Source organism: Rhodococcus sp. NPDC057135, from assembly GCF_042670865.1.
Taxonomy (GTDB): domain Bacteria; phylum Actinomycetota; class Actinomycetes; order Mycobacteriales; family Mycobacteriaceae; genus Rhodococcus_F.
Genome location: NZ_JBHUUU010000002.1, coordinates 476229 through 494971 on the forward strand (window position 1 = coordinate 476229; position 18743 = coordinate 494971).

At 64.8% G+C, this 18743-nt stretch carries 14 protein-coding genes; 8 read left to right on the forward strand and 6 right to left on the reverse strand.

Going from position 1 to position 18743, the window contains the following annotated elements:
- Positions 1-89: 89 nt before the first annotated feature.
- From ACFT1A_RS05075 to ACFT1A_RS05100, 6 genes are all read left to right on the forward strand, one after another.
- Positions 90-944, forward strand: coding sequence for a PAC2 family protein (locus ACFT1A_RS05075; RefSeq protein ID WP_223257810.1), 855 nt, complete (start codon positions 90-92; stop codon positions 942-944).
- On the forward strand, positions 941-2104 hold the full coding sequence (locus tag ACFT1A_RS05080) for an MFS transporter (protein ID WP_378446063.1): 1164 nt from the start codon (positions 941-943) through the stop codon (positions 2102-2104). Before ACFT1A_RS05075 ends, ACFT1A_RS05080 begins: the two co-directional genes overlap by 4 nt.
- Positions 2105-2250: 146 nt before the next feature.
- Positions 2251-3336 (forward strand): hypothetical protein, encoded by a 1086-nt coding sequence (locus ACFT1A_RS05085; RefSeq protein ID WP_378446064.1) that lies wholly within the window; start codon positions 2251-2253, stop codon positions 3334-3336.
- Between the two features lie 33 nt (positions 3337-3369).
- Positions 3370-4875 (forward strand): TIGR02677 family protein, encoded by a 1506-nt coding sequence (locus ACFT1A_RS05090; RefSeq protein ID WP_230815680.1) that lies wholly within the window; start codon positions 3370-3372, stop codon positions 4873-4875.
- Positions 4872-6314 (forward strand): TIGR02678 family protein, encoded by a 1443-nt coding sequence (locus ACFT1A_RS05095; RefSeq protein ID WP_283304761.1) that lies wholly within the window; start codon positions 4872-4874, stop codon positions 6312-6314. Before ACFT1A_RS05090 ends, ACFT1A_RS05095 begins: the two co-directional genes overlap by 4 nt.
- The gene (locus ACFT1A_RS05100) at positions 6311-10486 is read left to right on the forward strand and encodes a TIGR02680 family protein (protein WP_378446065.1); all 4176 of its coding nucleotides are present in this window, start codon (positions 6311-6313) and stop codon (positions 10484-10486) included. The genes ACFT1A_RS05095 and ACFT1A_RS05100 overlap by 4 nt, the downstream gene beginning before the upstream one ends.
- A gap of 57 nt (positions 10487-10543) precedes the next feature.
- Here the strand turns inward: ACFT1A_RS05100 and mshC are convergent, their stop codons facing one another.
- Positions 10544-11785 (reverse strand): cysteine--1-D-myo-inosityl 2-amino-2-deoxy-alpha-D-glucopyranoside ligase, encoded by a 1242-nt coding sequence (gene mshC, locus ACFT1A_RS05105; RefSeq protein WP_378446066.1) that lies wholly within the window; start codon positions 11783-11785, stop codon positions 10544-10546.
- A 10-nt stretch (positions 11786-11795) separates the two neighbouring features.
- Positions 11796-13985, reverse strand: a complete 2190-nt coding sequence (locus ACFT1A_RS05110) for an MMPL family transporter (protein ID WP_378446067.1) — start codon at positions 13983-13985, stop codon at positions 11796-11798.
- A gap of 30 nt (positions 13986-14015) precedes the next feature.
- Here ACFT1A_RS05110 and ACFT1A_RS05115 point away from each other — a divergent pair, with 30 nt between their 5' ends.
- Positions 14016-14477, forward strand: a complete 462-nt coding sequence (locus ACFT1A_RS05115; RefSeq protein ID WP_378446068.1) for a MarR family winged helix-turn-helix transcriptional regulator — start codon at positions 14016-14018, stop codon at positions 14475-14477.
- Here the strand turns inward: ACFT1A_RS05115 and ACFT1A_RS05120 are convergent.
- From ACFT1A_RS05120 to ACFT1A_RS05135, 4 genes are read right to left on the reverse strand one after another with little or no spacing between them, the layout of a single operon-like run.
- Positions 14474-15280: an SCO1664 family protein gene (locus tag ACFT1A_RS05120; RefSeq protein WP_378446069.1), complete on the reverse strand. Its 807-nt coding sequence runs from the start codon at positions 15278-15280 to the stop codon at positions 14474-14476. The two genes, ACFT1A_RS05115 and ACFT1A_RS05120, sit on opposite strands and share 4 nt — an antisense overlap.
- A 4-nt stretch (positions 15281-15284) precedes the next feature.
- On the reverse strand, positions 15285-15884 hold the full coding sequence (locus tag ACFT1A_RS05125) for a DUF3090 domain-containing protein (protein WP_030537532.1): 600 nt from the start codon (positions 15882-15884) through the stop codon (positions 15285-15287).
- A gap of 55 nt (positions 15885-15939) precedes the next feature.
- A complete protein-coding gene (locus ACFT1A_RS05130; RefSeq protein ID WP_378446070.1) occupies positions 15940-16635 on the reverse strand; it encodes a histidine phosphatase family protein in 696 nt (231 codons plus the stop codon).
- Between the two features lie 58 nt (positions 16636-16693).
- Entirely contained in the window at positions 16694-17539 is an 846-nt protein-coding gene (locus ACFT1A_RS05135) for an undecaprenyl-diphosphate phosphatase (protein WP_378446071.1), read from the reverse strand.
- 228 nt (positions 17540-17767) lie between these two features.
- Between ACFT1A_RS05135 and ACFT1A_RS05140 the strand changes: the two genes are divergently transcribed.
- Positions 17768-18703 (forward strand): aldo/keto reductase, encoded by a 936-nt coding sequence (locus tag ACFT1A_RS05140; protein ID WP_003946175.1) that lies wholly within the window; start codon positions 17768-17770, stop codon positions 18701-18703.
- Positions 18704-18743 lie beyond the last annotated feature (40 nt).

The window sequence follows — 18743 nt, forward strand, 5'->3', positions numbered from 1 at the left end:
CCGACGGCCCGGTCGATTTCGACGATTCCGCGGCCTTCGAGAGTCCTGACGGCTTTGCCGTCGACAGCAGCGACCGCCTCGAGGGCGACATCCCTGTCCTACGTGATCCCATCCTCGTTGCAGCTTTCGAGGGCTGGAACGACGCCGGTGACGCGGCCAGTGGTGCGGTCGAACATCTCGAGTTGATCTGGGATGCCCAGCCGCTCGCCGAACTCGATTCCGAGGACTACTACGACTATCAGGTCAACCGTCCCACGGTCCGTCAGGTCGACGGAGTCACCCGCGAAATCGTCTGGCCGGCAACACGTTTGTCGGTCTGTTCGCCTCCTGGCAGCGAGAGCGACATCGTCCTGCTGCGCGGGATCGAACCCAACATGCGGTGGCGCAGCTTCTGCGAAGATCTGCTCGAATTGATCGACCAACTGAACGTCAAGACCGTGGTCATCCTCGGTGCACTGCTTGCAGACACTCCGCACACACGCCCGGTCCCGGTCACCGGCACCGCGTACAGCAGCGAATCCGCCGCCCGGTTCAATCTGGAACAGACCCGCTACGAAGGACCGACAGGCATTACCGGAGTCCTTCAGGACGAGTGCGTTCGTGCTGGTGTACCCGCTATTTCGTTCTGGGCAGCGGTTCCGCACTACGTGTCGCAGCCACCCAACCCGAAGGCCACAGTGGCCCTCCTTCAACGCGTCGAGGATGTTCTCGACATCGAGGTCCCCCTCGGGGAGCTCCCAGCTCAGTCGGAGGACTGGGAGGAAGCGGTCAACGAAATGACCGCGGACGACGAGGAAATCGGCGAATACGTGCGCACCCTGGAAGAACGGGGCGACGCCGAAACCGACATCAGCGAAGCCATCTCCAAGATCGACGGCGACGCCATCGCCGCGGAATTCGAGCGCTACCTCAGACGGCGAGGCCCCGGCAGCTTCGGACTGTGAGCAAGAACACTCCAGAGGAAGAAGGCGGAAGTACACAGCGCCCCGTGCGTCTCCGGCTTCAACTGATCGCGCTGTACGCCGGCGGGTTCCTCGGCCCGTTCGGCGGCGGCGTGGTTGCTTCGATCCTCCCCGAGATCGGTGACGATCTCGGGGTCGGGCCGTCGGCGGCCGCGTCCTCGCTCACCGCGTACCTGCTCCCCTTCGCCGCACTGATGTTGGTGTCCGGGACACTCGGGACACGGTGGGGCAAAGTCCGGACCGTGCGGATCGCATACGGGGTCTACGTCTTCGCGTCGTTGGCGTGCTTCCTCGCCCCGACTCTCGAGATCTTCCTGGCTGCCCGTGTACTGCAGGGCTCGGCGAACGCATTCACCACACCGCTACTGCTTGCTTCGTTGGCGGCCGCAACACCGCAGGCCCGACTGGGCCGAGCGCTCGGAGCCTTCGGCGCTTTCCAGGCTGCTGGGCAGTCGTCAGCTCCGTTGATCGGCGGCCTCGCGGCCGAATTCGACTGGCGTCTGGCCTTTCTCGTCATTGCTGTGGTCGCAGGCATCCTGGGAGCCGTCGGGCTCCCGAAGTCCGAAGCGCCGACGGCAACTACTACCGCACGCCTACGCGATGCACTGCGCCCCGAAGTGCTCCGGATCGGCATCGCTGCACTGCTCGGCTGGGGCGCCCTCGGTGGGCTGAGCTTCCTGCTTGCCTTCCGCTTCGAAGACGAGTTCGGACTGTCCCCCACCGTCCGCGGCCTACTGCTCACCGTTTTCGGTGTGGCCGGCATCCTCTCGGCCCGACGCATCGGAATCCTCATCGATCGCATCGGCGCACGGTCCTCCGTGATGATCGGCGCCCTGGGCGGTGCAGTTCTGGTGTCCGTCGTCGGCCTCGCCGGCTTGGTGCCGGTGATCGCGATCGCATGGTTTGTCGCAGGCGTCGCGAGCCAGTTCGTCCTGGTAGGCGTCAACGCGGCGGTACTCGGCTCCGAGGGGCCCAACCGCGGCGGCGCCGTGTCGGTCGTGCAAGCGATGCGCTTCGGCGGCGCTGCCCTTGCTCCCCTGGCCCTGACACCGATCTACGACTCTTCGCCTGCTGCGAGTTTCCTGATCCCCGCGATACTGCTCGCCGTCGTCGCTCCCCTGGTGATGCCGAAGCAACGCTGATCGGTCTTGGCCGGTTTCGTAATTTTGTCGTGCGAATGGTGAGGTGTGTGGGGAAAAGAGCCACCGTTGTCTGGTGACCGACCATCTGACCAATATTCGGAAAATTTCGTGTTTCCGTCAGCGACAGATATTGATACCATTGGAACATGAGCGAATCTGAGTCGGAACCGGAACGGCCGATCGACATTTTTCGGCGATCGGTTGCCGTCATCGAAGAAAATTTGCCTCCTACCTGGTCTTTGTCGACACAGCGCTCCCCCGACCTGTCCGAGGCGCCGCTCCGCCTCGACCTCCGCTCCCCTGACGGCGCGGTGGCCAAATTCGGCGTGTACGCCGCTCACGGTGTCCTGAGCAGCGACGTTCCCGGTATCGCCGACCGCTTCCCCACCGGTCAATCGGGCTTCGTGTGCGCAAAATATCTGTCCGAGCCGGTCCGCCGGCAGCTCGATTCCCACGCGATCTCGTACGCAGATGCCACGGGCAACGTGTCGTTGACCGCAGATCGACCCGCCGTCTGGGTTCGCGGACGCGGAGCCGATGCCGATCCGTGGCGGGGGCCCGGACGTCCCTCAGGACAGCTGACGGGCGATCCGTCAGCTCGCGTCGTGCGTGCGCTTGCCGATTTCGCGGCGCCACTGGCGATCACTGCCTTGGTGCGCCTGGCCGGTGCGTCGACGGGAGCAACCTATCGGGTGGTTCAGACACTTTCGGATCGCGAACTGGTGACGCGTCTCCCCCGCGGCGGAATTGGCGACGTCCGCTGGCCGAAGATGCTTCGTGAATGGGCGGCTGAGGCCGGGGCCAAAGCACCAACGCCTCACGGCTTTCACGCGCCGGACGGGTTGGAAGCACTCTTCGACCAACTGCGTCAGCTCAGCGGTCACATCTATGCCGGTACCGCTTCGGTGGCCGCGGCGCCCTTTGCTCGGTACGCCCCCACCCAACGCGCACACTTCCATGCCGACAACGTCGACCAGTTCGCCGACGCTCTCGGCCTTCGCCGCGTGGAATCCGGCGGTGACGTGTGGATCACCGCTCCCCTCTCACCGTCCGCGTTCGATCGATCACTCACTCGCGACGGCATCCGCATCGTCGCGCCGAGCCAGGCGTTCGCTGATCTTCTGGTCGGCCCGGACTCCGACGAAGCGGCAGCCGAGCACCTGCTCACGTGGATGATCGAGAACGAATCACAGTGGCGACGCGCCGCATCCCCTGCTACGGATCGCCCGTAGGAAAAAGAGGGGGCGTCTCTCGCCTACCCTGTCATGGTGGAAGAAACGAGTGCGCCCGATTACGCCGCGTACGCCGACACCAATCGACTGAAGCTGTTTTCGTTCACGATCGCGGAAAAACGGGCCGAGTACCTCTGGGTGCTTCGTGCCTTCGACCATGCTCGGGCCAACTACACCGTGCTGCTGCATGCCGGAACCGTCGCGCACATCCTCGAGAAGATCGGCGGCTCGGATCCGGCCGCCGACCTGTCGGCAGCAGAGGTCACTCCCCTGTTGGATCAGCTCCACGTGTGGGAGATCCTCGAGCGCAGCTACGACGGCACCCGTGCAGCGACGCTGGCCGAGTACCGTAATCGCCACTTCGTCTACCAGTTCGGTCAGGCCGGATACCAGGTCTATCGATCAGTCGAGGACGTTCTTGCCGCACGCCTGGACTCGGCGTCGCTCTCTCGTCTCGCTCTGGCGGACCTGCTCGCAGACATGTCCGAACTCGCGGAAGCCAACCGAAGCTCCGACGGCGATCTGATCTTCCGCAAGCTCAAGCGCCTCGACTCGACGCTCTCCGACATGGCCGATCGAGCCGCGCACTTCTATCTGACCCTCGGCGACTTGGTGCGGACCACGGAGATCACTCCGCAGGCTTTCCTCACGCACAAGGACGCTCTGCTCACCCACATGCGCGAGTTCAGCTCCGATCTGGCGCGCTACGCCCCGAAGCTCAAGGAAGCGATCGAGCACGTCGAATCCACCGGTGTCGATCGCATGATCCGCCTCGCCGCCGCCAGTGACGAGCGGGTGTTCGTCCCGATCGCCGAACGCGAAGACGACTGGGCTGCGCGTTGGCGAGGATTGACCGCCTGGTTCGTCTCCGCGGAATCGGGGATCAGCGAATCCGAACGCCTGCGTGAAGGCACGATGAGTGCGATCGCCGCGGTTCTGGCGCTCCTTCGCCGCGTCACGGAGACCCGTCGCGGCGGCGTCAGCCGTGAGAGCCAACTCAGGCACCTCGCCGGTTGGTTTGCCGCCACCCCGTCCGAAGACGCAGCTCACGCTCTGTTTCAAGCTGTCTTCGATCTCGGCCGACCCCGCCACTTGTCGATGGTGCATCCGGATGCCGACATCATTTCGCACTCGCGTTCGTGGTGGGAAGCACCGCCGGTGGAGATCGCGCGGACACTCGCCGAAACCGGCCGGCCCCCCTCACCCGGGCTGCCGAGCAAGGTTGCCCGCAACGACGGCAGCATCCGCCGACTGCGCGAAGAGCAGTTGGCGGCGCAACGTACCCGCAGCGCCGCCGCGCAATCTCTCGCGTCGAACGGTGTTTATCAACGCGAACTCAACGAGCAGGAGACCGAAGTTTTGCTGAGTCTGCTCAATGCAGCACTGACCGCGCGCGTTCCGGTGGTGGGACGCGTCAAGAGTTCCACCGGTAGCGAGAACGGGGTGAAGCTCACGCTCAGTCCCTCGGACGGTTCGACCACCATCAAGACTGCTCGCGGACGTATGCATCTCGACGGTATCGAGGTCAGTGTTCGATGAGAGCTCGCGAGATCACGCCCCTTGCCCTCGATTCGTACCAACGAGCGGCGCGTGTGATTCTGTCCAATCACCTGATCACCTCGACGTACCCGGATCGAATTGCGTTGCCGCTCTTGCGCCGTTGGGCCACCGAGCTACGTGACGACTTGCTGGAGCTGTTCGGATACCGCCTCGAGGTGACGGAGACCACCGCGCGCCTGTTCACGGTGTCGGATCGGCTCAACCCGTCTGCACCGGCCAGAACTGCCTCCGAGCGAACTTTCGATCGCACGCGCTACGCCTATCTGGCGTTGTGCCTGGCAGCTCTGGGCCGCGCCGGAAACCAGATCACGTTGTCGGAGTTGGCCGATCACGTCGCGGCTGACGCCGCGCAGGTCGACGGCGTCGAACTGTCCACCGATCGTGCGTCGGACCGCGACGCCTTCGTCGATGCCGTCGGCTGGCTCGGTGTCCGGGGCGCCATCGCCCTCGCCGACGGTGACGCAAACGGCTGGGCGTCCAATCCCGAAGCGGGAGAAGCGCTCTACGACATCGATCGTTCCGTCGTCGTGGCCCTGTTCCGTCCGCCGCGCGCCCTGCAGCACCTGCACTCCATCCGCGGGCTGCTGGCGGCGGAGACCTCGAGCGCCTCCGAGGACGACGGAATTCCCGTGGACGCGAAAGAGATCGGACGCCGAGTGCGTCGGGCACTCGTCGAGCGCCCGGTCGTACTGGCCGGCGAACTCGATCAGCACGAGTTGATCGCGTTGGCGCAGCCCAAGACCGCGTCGGAAGTCGAACTCCTGACGGGGTTGGTGGCCGAGCGTCGCGCCGAGGGAATCGCGATGATCGATCCCACCGGTCGACTCTCCGACGTCCGTTTCCCGAGCACCGGAACGATCGCTCAGGTGGCACTTCTCCTGGCCGGCGAGATTGCCGACCGCGTACTCGACGTCGACGCTCCCGAACTGCCGAAACTTCCGATCCCGCACGTGTCGGACGATCACCTGATCGAACAACTCGATGCCGCCATCCCTGAGGCTGGAATCTTCGAGGACCTCGCCGACGAGGAAGAAGAATTCGCGCTTCCTGCCGGCGAACCGACCGAGCCACCGGAACCCGTCACGTACCCGAAAATCGACGACGACTGGCTCGCTGACAAGGTCACCGAGTTGGTGGACCAGTTCGGGCGAACCTTCGCGGCGCAGTGGCAGGCCGATCACAACGGACTGCGCAAGCAGGCGCTCGGGTTGTTGCAGCGTCTACGCCTGACGCACGTGGTCGACGGCGGAGTTCTGGTCTTGCCCGTGTTGGCCCGGTACCGAGACGTCGTGGTCTCCGTGCGCGAGCGCGACCCTCAGATCGACTTCGCGGTGGACAACTCCGCACCGGATCCGGTCGACGAATTCGGCCCCGAACCTTCCCCCAACGGCGAACTATCAGAGGTAGAGAACGTATGAGCAACGCCCGCTTCCGACCTACTCGGGCTGGAATCATCAACCTCTGGGATTACCGAGACCAAGAGTTCTCGTTCGCCGACGGTCGACTGGTTCTGCGAGGACCCAACGGATCCGGCAAGACCAAGGCCCTCGAGGTCCTGTTCCCGTTCGTCTTCGACGGCCGCATCGAACCGCGGCGCCTCAACCCGTTCGCCGGTGAAGAGCGCACCATGAAGTCCAACCTGCTCTACCGCGGTCAGGACAGCGCGCACTCCTACGTGTGGATGGAGTTCTGCCGCGGCTCACTCGAAGATCCCGAGTCGGTGACCGTGGGAATCGGTATGCGTGCAACACGCACCAATGACAAGGTCACTCGCTGGTACTTCGTCGCCGACGGCCGCGTCGGGGTCGACTTCTCGCTGATTGGCAACGACGATCGTCCCCTGACCAAGAAGCAGTTGGCCGAACAACTCGGCAGCGATTCCATCACCGACCGACCCCTCGACTACCGCACTGCCATCGACGCGCGGATGTTCGGTCTCGGTGTGCAGCGTTACGACCAGCTGATCAACCTCATTCTCACGCTTCGCCGCCCCCAGCTCGCGAAGAACCTTGACCCGAAGGGCCTTTCGCAGGCACTCACCGACGGTCTCCGTCCGCTCGACGACCAGCTGGTCCTCGAAGCTGCGCGTTCGTTCAGCGACATGGAAGAGGTCGGCCGGGCGCTCGAGGGGCTGGCGGCAGCCGATCAGGCGGCGCAGAGTTTCATCGGGGTCTACACCAAGTACCTGCGTCAACAGTCCCGCGGAGAGATCGAACAGGTCAGCACCCGCCTCGCAGCGGTCACCAGAGGTGTTGCCGCCATGGACGAGTCCTCGCTCGCCCAGACCCGCAGCCGCGAGGCGCGGGCAGCTGCCGAGGAACGCTTCAACCTGGCCGAGCAGGCACTCGAGAACGCGCGCGCCAATGTCGAAGCACTGCAACGCTCGAGCGCGTACGAAGGCAAGCAGCAACTCGACGATCTCGCCCAGGCCGTCGCGACGCTGAAGCTCTCGACCGAGCAGCAGGCAGACAAGTCACGGAAAGCGCAGGCCGCACTCGCACAACGCGGCGACGAAGCCGACAAAGCCGCATCGTCGGTCAAGCGTGCGGCCGAAGCACTCTCGCGCGCCGAGGACGAACTGCAGGCAGCAGCCGAGGACGCCGGCATCGTCTGGACTCCCCTGCCCGACGGCTCACGCAGTGACCAGATCACGGCCGCCGTCCGTGGCCATGCCGAGGAGCGTGACGGTGACGTACGCGTCGTCCGCACCGCTCTGGCGACCGTCGAGAAGGCGGCGACCGAACGAACCCGGGCCGAAAACAGCTCTCGCCGTGGACAAGAGCTGCTCGAAGCGTCCAAAGCGGCTGTGCTCGAGGGCGAAGCTGCCGTGGAACTCGCACGCAGTCAGTGCGCCAGTGGGCTGCGCGCGTGGTGGACCGATCACTCCTCTCTGTTCTCGGCTGTCGGCGCCGACACGTCGCTTTTCGAGGCTCTCGACGCAGCGCTCGCCGAGGTCGGCGACGAGGACGCGCCGGCGCTCTCCGCAGTTCTTGCCGAGCACACCGAGGCCGGAACCGAGACGCTGCGCGAGCGTCGTCGCGAAGCAGAAGCGGAAATCTCTGCTTCACACGCCTCCATCGCGGCTCTCAAATCCGAGCGCAAAGCCGTCTCGGCGGAACACGACGACGCTCCGCCTGCCTTCCACGCACGCACCGACAACCGCAGCGAACTCGGGGGTGCACCGCTGTGGCAGCTGGTGCGCTTCGCCGACTCCGTCGAACCGGACGTGGCCACAGGTATCGAATCCGCACTCCAGGCGGCAAATCTGCTGGACGGCTGGGTCTGCCCGGACGAGAAGATTCCCGATCACGTCAGCGAGCAATTCCTGACCGCTCTTCCGGTCAAGCAGCGCCCGAAGGGACGAACGCTGGCCGATGTCCTCGAGGTCGAAGGCAATGCCGACGTACCCGACGCTCGGGTACAGGACATTCTCGCGTCGATCAGTCTCGTCGAGGCACCGGGCGACTGCGACGCAAGCGTCGCGATCGGCGTCGACGGCCGCTTCTGGCAGGGCGTCGCACGTGGCCGGCACGTCAAGGCCGACGCCGAGTACATCGGTACGACAGCACGGGCGCGTCGACGCGAAGCTCGGATCACCGAGATCGACGCGGCTCTGGAAGAGCTTGCCGGCGCAGTCGATGCAGCCAAGGCACTGGTGGCGCAGACCAACGAGCAGCTGAGCCGGATCAACTCTGCGGCAAAGGAATTGCCGAAGACCGGTTCGATCCTGCGCGCACTCAAGACCGTCACCGAATCCGCCGGTGCTCTCCGCACTCGCTCGGAGGCCACCGAAACAGCGCAACGCGAACTCGACGCGGCGATCGCCGATCTCGCAGCGAAGGAAAAGCAACTCCGGGCGACGGCGTCGCAGCACCGGACGCCGCACGTCGGCCGTGAACTGGACTCCCTCGCCGCAGCGATCCGGCACTTCGAGAAGCAGGGCGAACTGGCGCTGCGCTGCCGGCGCGAGCACGCCAAGGAAGTCGAACTCGAGCGCGAGTCCCGCGACCGCCTCGACGAATCACGGGCCAATGCCGAGGAATTCGCCGAAGAAGCCGCCATCGCCGAGGAGAGTCTGCTCCAGCAGGTGCAGCGTCTCGAGACGCTCCGCGACACTCTCGGTGCCAGCGCCGAGCAGATCGATCTCGACCTGGCAAAAGCACGCGCGAAGATCGAAGAATGCAAGGTCGAGCAGCGTGCTGCGCGAAAGGCGTACGACGCTGCAGTCCTCCAGATCGGCACGGCAGAGGGTGCATACAACACCGCTGTCGAGACGTTACGTCACACCCTGACCGAAACCCGCAGTGATGCAGAGCGACTCGCGCCCTACGCTCGTCCCGACCTGCTGGAATTGTTGGGCGTCAAGGAGCACCTGAGCTGGCCGGCCAGTTCGGCGGCGTGGATGAGCCCCGATCAGTTGGTCTACCGCATCCAGAACGAAGATCGCAGCGAGGACGCGGCGCACCCGCCTGTCCTCCCCGAAGACGTCGACAAGTTGTACCGAGCGCTCGAGGCTGCGACCTCGGCGGTCCGCGTCACCGACGGCGCCCGCAAGGCAACCCGCACGGCACTGACCTCGGCGCTGCAGGACTTCGACGCGCAACTCGCCGCCGCCGGACAGGACTACCGCCTGCAGTGGGATGCACCGGACGGACTGACCGTCGTACGTGTGCAGGACGATCAGGGCTATTCGTCGATCGGTGAATTCGCGACGCGGATCCACGACGCTCGCGGCGATCAGGAGCAGTTGCTCACCGAATCCGAGCGTCGCATTCTCGAAGATGCCCTGCTGACCGGTTTGGCTCAGCAGATCCACGAGCGCACCGTCGACGCACGAGAGTTGATCGCACAGATGGGCACCGAGATGCGTGAGCGTCGCATGTCCTCGGGCAACACCATCGGCGTTCACTGGGTGCTGGCCGACAACCTCGACGACAGCTCGCGGGCGATCTCCAAGCTGCTGGATCGAGATGCGTCGGCCCTCGGGGTTGACGAACTGGCGACTCTGCGAGCGCATTTCGCGACCCAGATCCGCACCGCCCGCGCCGCGCACCCCGAACGCTCGTACCCGGAGATCCTGTCCTCGGCGCTCGACTACCGGCAGTGGCGTGTGTTCTCGTTCACCCTCATCAGCGGTGAGGGCAAGGAAGACCGGCTGACTGTCGCGCGGCACAGCGCACTGTCCGGTGGCGAGCAGTCCGTCTCGCTGCACCTTCCGCTCTTCGCTGCGGCGCACGTCATGTTGGACTCGGCCGACCCGCACGCCCCACGGCTACTGGCGCTGGACGAGGCTTTCGCCGGCGTCGACGACAACGGTCGCAGCGAGCTTCTCGGCTTGAGCGTTCAGTTCGATCTGGATCTCTTCATGACCGGCTACGACCTGTGGATCACGTACGCGGACGTGCCCGGTTGTGCGCACTACGACCTTGCGCACTCCACTGCCGAGCAGGCAGTCAGCGCCGCACTGCTGGTGTGGTCCAACGGTGAGTTGCTCGCCGAGCACGACGGAACGGATCTGGCGCGGGCGCTGGGCTCGCCGCTGCGGCGCCGGGTTCCGACCCCAGCCGAGGGTGCGTTGGACTACGCCTAGAAACTGCTGTGCGCCTTTATTAACCGCCCGCGGTTAATAAAGGCGCACAGCAGGACTTCAGCGAAGCGAAATACCCAGCAACGCATCCACGGCATCGGCGAACTCGCCGGGTGCCTGTGCGTCGGATCCGCCACCTTCGATTGCGCGGCGTGCCCAACCGTCGAGCGCGTCGAGAGCCTTCGGGGTGTCGAGGTCGTCGGCCAGGTGCTGACGCAACCGTGCGACGGTGTCGGTGACGGACTGTGCGGAACCGAGGGCCACTGCCTCCCGCCACACCTTCAGACGCGACTGAGCATCCTCGAGGACCTGTTCGGTCCACGCGCGATCCTGGCGGTAGTGGCCGGAGAGCAGTCCGAGTCGGATTGCTGCGGGGTCCACGCCCTCGCCGCGCAACTTGGAGACGAAGACCAGGTTTCCGCGACTCTTCGACATCTTCTCGCCGTCGAGGCCGATCATGCCGGTATGCACGTAGTGCCGTGCGAAACGGCGATCGCCCGTCGCCGATTCGGCATGCGCAGCCGAGAACTCGTGGTGCGGGAAGATCAGGTCGCTGCCACCGCCCTGGACGTCGAAGCCGGAGCCGATTCGGTTGAGCGCAATGGCGGCGCATTCGATGTGCCAACCTGGGCGTCCCGGCCCGAAGGGCGAGGGCCACGAGGGCTCGCCCGGACGCTCCGCACGCCAGACAAGTGCGTCGAGCGGATTGCGCTTTCCGACGCGATCGGGATCTCCGCCGCGTTCGGCAAAGAACTTCTCCATCGTCGCGCGGTCGTAGCCCGACTCGTAACCGAACTGCTCGGTCGCGTCGGCGCGGAAGTAGACGTCGGGGAACTCGGCGTCGTCGACGACGTAGGCGGCGCCGGACGCCACGAACTTCTCTACCAACTCGACTACTTCGTTCACCGACTCGACGGCGCCGATGTAGTCCTTCGGCGGTAGTACCCGCAACGCTTCCATATCCTCACGGAAGAGTGCCGTCTCACGCATGCCGAGGACCATCCAGTCCTCGCCGTCGCGATTGGCGCGCTCGAACAGCGGGTCGTCCACGTCGGTCACGTTCTGGACGTAGTGGACGTCGTGTCCGGCGTCACGCCAGATGCGGTTCACGAGGTCGAACGTGAGGTACGTGGCCGCGTGACCGAGGTGGGTGGCGTCGTACGGGGTGATGCCGCAGACGTACATCGTCGCCTTCTTGCCCGGCGTGACGGGACGAACCTGACGGTCGGCTGTGTCGTACAGCCGCAACGGCGGCCCCTGACCGGGAACGGACGGGAGTGCGGTATCGGACCAAGACTGCATGCTGCCGAGCCTAGTGGAGGCTGCTCTGAGGCTCGGAAGGTGCTGGCTGATCCTGCTCCGGTTCGGGCGTCGACGCGAGCTTGCTCGGCCACCAGATCTTCTGACCGATGTCGTAGGTCAAGGCCGGTACCAGCAGAGATCGGACGATCAGGGCGTCGAGCAGGACGCCGAACGCCACGATGAACGCGATCTGCGCGAGGAACAACAGCGGGATGACCGCCAACGCCGAGAAGGTTGCTGCCAGAACAACTCCGGCAGAAGTGATCACCCCGCCGGTGACTGTGAGTCCCCGCAGAGCTCCCGCGCGAGTGCCGATCTTCAGCGCTTCCTCCCGCACCCTCGTCATGAGAAAGATGTTGTAGTCGATTCCCAGCGCCACGAGGAACACGAATGCGAACAGCGGAACCACCGGATCCGCGCCGGGGAAGCCGAAGACGTGGTCGAACACCAGCGACGAAATGCCCAGTGTCGCAGCAAACGAGAGCACAACGGTGCCCATGAGGAGCAGCGGCGCCAGAAGCGAACGCAGCAGGAGCGAAAGAATGACGAACACCACGATGATCACCACCGGAATGATGAGAGTTCGGTCACGAGTCGAGGTGGTCTTCGTGTCGAGATCGGTCGCTGTGACGCCACCCACCAGTGCGTCGGCGCCGTCCACGGCGTGAACTGCATCACGTAGACGGACGATCGTGTCTTCGGCCGCGAGTGAGTCGGCAGCGTCAGTCAGCGTCGCCTGCAGGGAGACTCGTCCGTCGACAACCAGAGGTGATCCCCCGTTCTGGACGACACTCACATCACTGACACCGTCGACGCGACTTGCTGCCGCGACCGCATCGACCTGGTCGGCATTGGCGATCACCACGGCCGGCGACCCTGAACCGGCGTCGAAGTGCTCACCGAGAATCTCCTGGCCTGCAACCGAATCGACGTCGAGCAAGAAGATGTCGGACGAAGAGACACCGCTGGCCTTGAACTGCGGCATCATCAGCGCGAAGATCACCAACACCAGCGTCGACGCCACCCAGAAGCGTCGCGGATGCCTACCGATTCGAGCAGCGAGCCCGGCCCAGAACCGATGATCGTTCGCCTCGTCGTGGTGCTCGCGGTCGGCGTCGAACTTCGGCTTGGTCGGCCAGTAGGCAGTTCGCCCGAACAACACCAGCACTGCCGGTAGGAACGTCATCGACGCGAGGAAGGACGCAGCAATCCCGATGGCAGCCACCGGACCGAGTCCGCGGTTGGAGTTCAGGTCGGAGAGCAACAGGCACAGAACGCCCGCGATGACCGTTCCGGCGGACGCTGCGACGGGTTCGAGCGTCGCGCGCCACGCGGTACGCATCGCCGCGTACTTGTCCTTCTCGATCCGCAACTCCTCGCGGTAGCGCGAGACCAGGAGCAGCGCGTAGTCGGTGGCGGCGCCGAACACGAGGATGAACAGAATGCCCTGGCTCTGACCGTTCAAGGCGATGACGTCTGCGTCCGCGAGCAGATATACGAGCAAGCTCGACAAACCGAGGGCGAAGATCGCCGAGAAGATCACGACGAACGGCAGGATCGGGCTCCGGTAGACGACGATCAGAATCAAGATCACGACGGACCCGGCGACCAACAACAGCAATCCGTCGATGCCCGCGAATGCTGCCGAAAGATCCGCAACCTGCCCCGCGGGTCCGGTCACCTTGACCGTGAGTCCATCAGGGCTCGATTCCAGCGCCGTGCGCAGCGCTTTCACACTGTCCTTGACCTCGAGTGTGCTGTCGACCGGCAAAAACATCTGCAGTGCTTGGCCGTCGGCTGACGGGATCGGCGGCGATGACGCGTCACCGAACCCCTCGGTGCCGACGAATGAATCGACGGTCTGGGACAGGAAGGTGGAGTCCGAGGGCTCGAGTCCACCCGATCGTTCCGCCACGATGATGGCCGGCACGAAGCGTGTGTCCGTGAAGCTTTCTTGAAGCTTCGCCACCTCGGTGGCTTCGGCTGACGCGGGCAGGAACGAGGTGTTGTCGTTCTGCTGCACCGTGCTGAGCTTTCCGGCGAACGGCCCCCCGAACCCTCCGATTGCCAGCCAGCCGATCACGAGGAGAGCTGGCACAATCCATCGAAGGCGACGAACAGGACGATTTTGTACTGGTGTGCTCACTGGGTCTCCAGGGATCGGCAACAGAGAGGACTTACCGACTATTTTGTTCAGCATGCTGAGTAATTGCAAACGGAAGGCAAAAACATGAGCAGCGACGGCCTGGACGACTGGCCCACCGGCCGACTGTTGTCCACCGCTGCACGCCTGGTAGAGCACTCGTGGGAGAAGGTTCTGCGGTCTCAGGACATGACTCACGCGGGTCTCATCGTGCTCCATTCGATCGCTGGTGGACCGGCGTCGCAACGCGACATCGCGAAGAATGCCCGGGTCACCGATCAGACGATGAGTCGCACGATCGACCGTCTCGAACGAGCGGGCCACGTCACCCGAGACACCGATCCGCGGGACGAGCGTCGGCGCGTGATCGCGATAACCGACGCCGGCCGACTGACGTACGAGCGACTACTGACGCTCGAGAAGGAAGATGCGGCGTTGACCGTCGGGGTCGGGGATGTCGCCGCACTGCGAGAACAACTACTGCGATTGGTTCGCTCACCCGGATTGAAGACGGCAACTCGCGAACAGCAGGAAAATTCGGGCGACTAGAAAGCGGGCCAGGGAATCGTTCGATGGCCGTTCGGCTCAGGCATCACAGCGGACTCTGCGAACTGCATCGCCCGCACCGCCAAAGCCACGATCTCTTCCTCAGTGATCAGTTCGGACAACTCGTCGCCGAGACCCCCGTCGAGAGTTGTCGCGAGTTCGGCGACGTCGGTAATCAAGGCGCCCGGTACGGGCTGTCCGGCCCACCCCCACAACACGGTCCGCAGCTTGTTCTCCGAGTGAAGACAGATTCCGTGATCAACGCCGTACACCGAGCCGTCGACGCCCTCGAGGGCGTGACCACCCTTGCGGTCGGCATTGTTGATGAGGACGTCCAGAACGGCCATTCTTTGCAGCCGCGGATCGTCCGCATGGATGAGGGAGACGGGTTCGCCCTCCGAGTCGAAGGCCTGCAGAACCTCGAACCACCCTGGTGGAACATTGCCGGGACTGCACAGGTCGACCATCTCGAGGCCGCCCGATCCGTCCGCGCGGCGATCGACGGTGTCGATCCACCGCTGCACCATTCCTGGACCGAAAGGACCGTCCCGCAACACTGTTCGCGGAATCACTCCCCAGCCCAGCGCCTCGGACACTCGGTACGACGCGACCTCACGCCCCGCCAGAGTGCCGTCCGGGAAATCCCACAGGGGGCGTTCCCCACGCACCGGCTTGTAGACCACACGGGTGGACTGCTCCCCCAGAGTCGACTCGCACACCAGCGTGGCGTTGCTCGCCGTGGTGATCTGACCGATCAGAGTCAGATCACCCTCGAGCAGAACGTCCGGCACTCCGGGTTCGGCCACGACGTCAGACCTCGTCGTCGTCTGCGTCGTCGATCGCAAAACCGAAGGACTCGCCGCGCCGGTATCCGTTGGTGCGGATGCACACGTGCCCCTCAGGCGCCAGCGGCTCACCACACAGCGGGCATGGCGCGCGTCCCGCCGCGATGACGCGTTCGGACCGCAGCGAGAATTCGCGCGCTTGCTCAGGTGTCAGAAACACACGGACCGCGTCCGGACCGTCGTCGGCGTCGTCGAGGACAACCGATTCGTCGAACTCCGTCTCGCTGACGGCAAGCAACTCCACGACGACCGCGCCGGCATCGGCGTCCCAGCCGAGTCCCATCGTGCCCACCCGGAACTCCGCGTCGAGCGGAGTGACCAACGGGCTGAGATCGGAGACGTCGTCGGCTTGCGGCGGAACCTCGGTTCCAAACCGGCGATGTACCTCTTCGAGGAGTAGGCCCATGCGGTCGGCGAGGACCTGAACCTGCTGCTTCTCGAGCAACACACTCACCACCCGTGCTTCGTGCACGGCCTGGAGATAGAAAGACCTGTCACCGGGTTCGCCCACCGTTCCTGCGACAAATCGGTCAGGAGTGCGAAATACGTGAATCGCGCGCGACATTGCACCTCCTCGAGTTCGAGCAGAACATCACTGAGTACCCATTATCCGTCACAGCTCACGCACCGACCTCTCCGCCGGGGACGGACTCCTGCGCAGGAGCCGAGCCGTTGGTCGCGGCCTTCGCTGCACCGATCGCTGCGAGCACGTCTCCGGTGTCGTTGACCCGCAGTACGAACGGCAGAGTGGCCGTGTATCGAATCACGCTGACCGAAGCGGGCTCGGCGACGATGCGCTGGAACGAATCGAGGTGCATCGCAAACGCGTCGGCGAGAACCGATTTGATGACGTCACCGTGTGTACACGCGATCCAGACGACGTCTTTGCCGTGTTCTTCGGCCAGCCGTGCGTCGTGCTCGCGGATCGCGGCAACGGCTCGCGCCTGCACCTGGGCCAGTCCTTCACCGCCCGGGAACACGGCACCGGAAGCGTGGCGCTGCACCACTTTCCAGAGCGGTTCCTCCAGCAGTTCCTTGAGCGGGCGGCCCGTCCAGTCGCCGTAGTCGACCTCGATGAGGCGATCCTCCACCAGCGGGGTCAGACCACGGTCGACGGCAATGGGGCCGACCGTCTGCTCGCACCGCAACAGCGGCGAGCGGACGATCTCCGCGATGTCCAGACCGACCAGCCGATCGACGACGCCTTCGGCCTGTTTCCGGCCGTGATCGTCGAGTTCCACACCCGGCGTTCGACCGGCCAGGGTATGGGCAGTGTTGGACGTCGACCGCCCGTGCCGCAGTAGGACAACTGTCATTCCACAACCCTAATGGGGCGGTGGCCGCACGGACGGGTGGTCGACGTCGAAACGGACCCTATGTCGCGGACACGACCCCTGTGGCCAGCAACGCAAGGACGACTACGCCGAGAGCGATTCTGTATCCGACGAACCAGTACATGGAGTGATCGACAACAAATCGAAGCAGCCAGGCGATCGCTGCGTAACCGACCGCGAAGGCGATGACGGTTGCCACCAGCAACTGCGGACCGCTCGCGTTCAGACCCTCACCGGCCGGCTCGAAGGCATCCGGGAGGCTGAACAAACCGGAGGCGAGAACTGCCGGAATCGCCAAGAGGAACGAGTAACGGGCTGCGGCCTCACGGGTGAGTCCGAGGAAAAGGCCGGCACTGATCGTGCCACCCGAACGTGAGACACCCGGGATGAGCGCGAGCGCCTGAGCCGAACCCATGATGATGCCGTCGCGCGCTGTGAGCGTTTCGATGGGCCGAGTCTTGCGCCCGTAGTACTCGGCAGCGGCGATGACAAGCGCGAACACGATCAACATCGTGGCGATCAACCACAGATTGCGTGCGCCGGTACGGATCTGGTCCTTGAAGAAGAAGCCGAGGATGCCGACCGGAATGGTGCCGATGATGACGTACCAACCCATGCGGTAGTCGAGATCGCCCCGATGCTCGGCGTTGAACACACCCCGGAACCAGGCAGTGATGATCCTCACGATGTCGCGCGCAAAATAGATCAGGACTGCCAGCTCGGTGCCGAGCTGGGTCACCGCGGTGAAGGACGCACCGGCGTCACTGCCGAAGAATATCTCCGACACGATTCGCAAATGTCCGGAAGACGAGATGGGCAGGAACTCGGTCAATCCCTGCACGAGGCCCAGGATCACGGCCTGGAGCCAGGTCATCGCTTCGCCCATCACTCACCGATCCCGGCTGATTCGAATGGGGTTACTGCACACAGGTTTCGTGTGTCGGGTTCACGTTTCACCGGCGCCACGCTACCGGTGCTCACTGCAGCGCGCCGCGCCCGGCACGTCCGTGTCCGAATACCCCGACTCGAGGCGAGCGCCCACTAGTCTGCACGTGGTGAGATCTCTCGGGTGCCGCACTTGCGCACACGAGTCGGGCGCGAGATGCAGGCGGTTATGAAGCACAGATCTGTCGGAACGAGCGGACTTCGGGTCTCGCGACTTGGGCTCGGCACACTGACATGGGGACGCGACACGGACGGCGACGAGGCTGCAGCGCAGCTGCTCGCCTTCGCCGAGGCCGGCGGAACCTTGGTCGACACCTCGCCCGCGTACGGCGCCGGTGCGGCGCAACGGATCCTCGCCGAGTTGCTCGACGACGTCGTTCCGCGTGACGAACTCATCATCAGCTCGAGCGCCGGCATCGATCCCACTCCGATCGGCACCGATCGCGTCGACTGCTCGCGGCGCGGATTGCTCCGCCAACTCGACGCGACTCTTCGTGAACTCGGAACCGACTTCCTCGACATGTGGCAGGTCGCAACCTGGGATCCGCTCACGCCCGTCGACGAGGTTGCAGCAACCCTCGACTACGCGGTCTCGAGCGGCAAGGTGCGGTACGTCGGGGTGCGCGGTTACCTCGGCTGGCAGCTGGCGACGGCCGTCGGAGCCGGTGGCGCAACAACACTCGCCGCGACGCAGGCCGAGTACTCACTGCTCGCACGCGGCGTCGAGGAAGAATTGTTCGCAGCGGCCGCCCATCACGGTGTCGGAGTGTTCGCCGCCGTACCCCTCGCGGGCGGCGTGTTGACCGGCAAATACCGCGACGGCATCCCGGTCGACTCCCGCGGCGCCGACGAAGCACATTCACAGGATGTTCAGAGCTACCTGACCGATTCCTCGATCCGGGTGGTCGACGCCGTCGTTACCGCCGCCGACGGTCTGGGTACTTCCCCACTGGCGGTGGCACTGGCCTGGGCGCGCGATCGTGCCGGGGTGGCCAGCGCCGTCGTCGGTACGCGTGATCTCGCCCAGTTGACAGGAGTACTGGCAACCGAAGAATTGGAACTGCCGAAAGCGATTGCCGCGGCTCTCGACGACGTGAGCGCTTAGTTCGTCCCGCTGATCGAAATACCGAAGGTATCGTCTTGGC

What these genes read in the sequence shown, in the direction of transcription:
- ACFT1A_RS05085 (WP_378446064.1), top strand. Translation starts at nt 2,251, where the DNA reads ATGAGCGAATCTGAGTCGGAACCGGAACGGCCGATCGACATTTTTCGG.
- ACFT1A_RS05090 (WP_230815680.1), top strand. Translation starts at nt 3,370, where the DNA reads ATGGTGGAAGAAACGAGTGCGCCCGATTACGCCGCGTACGCCGACACC.
- ACFT1A_RS05095 (WP_283304761.1), top strand. Translation starts at nt 4,872, where the DNA reads ATGAGAGCTCGCGAGATCACGCCCCTTGCCCTCGATTCGTACCAACGA.
- ACFT1A_RS05100 (WP_378446065.1), top strand. Translation starts at nt 6,311, where the DNA reads ATGAGCAACGCCCGCTTCCGACCTACTCGGGCTGGAATCATCAACCTC.
- mshC (WP_378446066.1), bottom strand. Translation starts at nt 11,785, where the DNA reads ATGCAGTCTTGGTCCGATACCGCACTCCCGTCCGTTCCCGGTCAGGGG.
- ACFT1A_RS05110 (WP_378446067.1), bottom strand. Translation starts at nt 13,985, where the DNA reads ATGCTGAACAAAATAGTCGGTAAGTCCTCTCTGTTGCCGATCCCTGGA.
- ACFT1A_RS05115 (WP_378446068.1), top strand. Translation starts at nt 14,016, where the DNA reads ATGAGCAGCGACGGCCTGGACGACTGGCCCACCGGCCGACTGTTGTCC.
- ACFT1A_RS05125 (WP_030537532.1), bottom strand. Translation starts at nt 15,884, where the DNA reads ATGTCGCGCGCGATTCACGTATTTCGCACTCCTGACCGATTTGTCGCA.
- ACFT1A_RS05130 (WP_378446070.1), bottom strand. Translation starts at nt 16,635, where the DNA reads ATGACAGTTGTCCTACTGCGGCACGGGCGGTCGACGTCCAACACTGCC.
- ACFT1A_RS05135 (WP_378446071.1), bottom strand. Translation starts at nt 17,539, where the DNA reads ATGGGCGAAGCGATGACCTGGCTCCAGGCCGTGATCCTGGGCCTCGTG.
- ACFT1A_RS05140 (WP_003946175.1), top strand. Translation starts at nt 17,768, where the DNA reads ATGAAGCACAGATCTGTCGGAACGAGCGGACTTCGGGTCTCGCGACTT.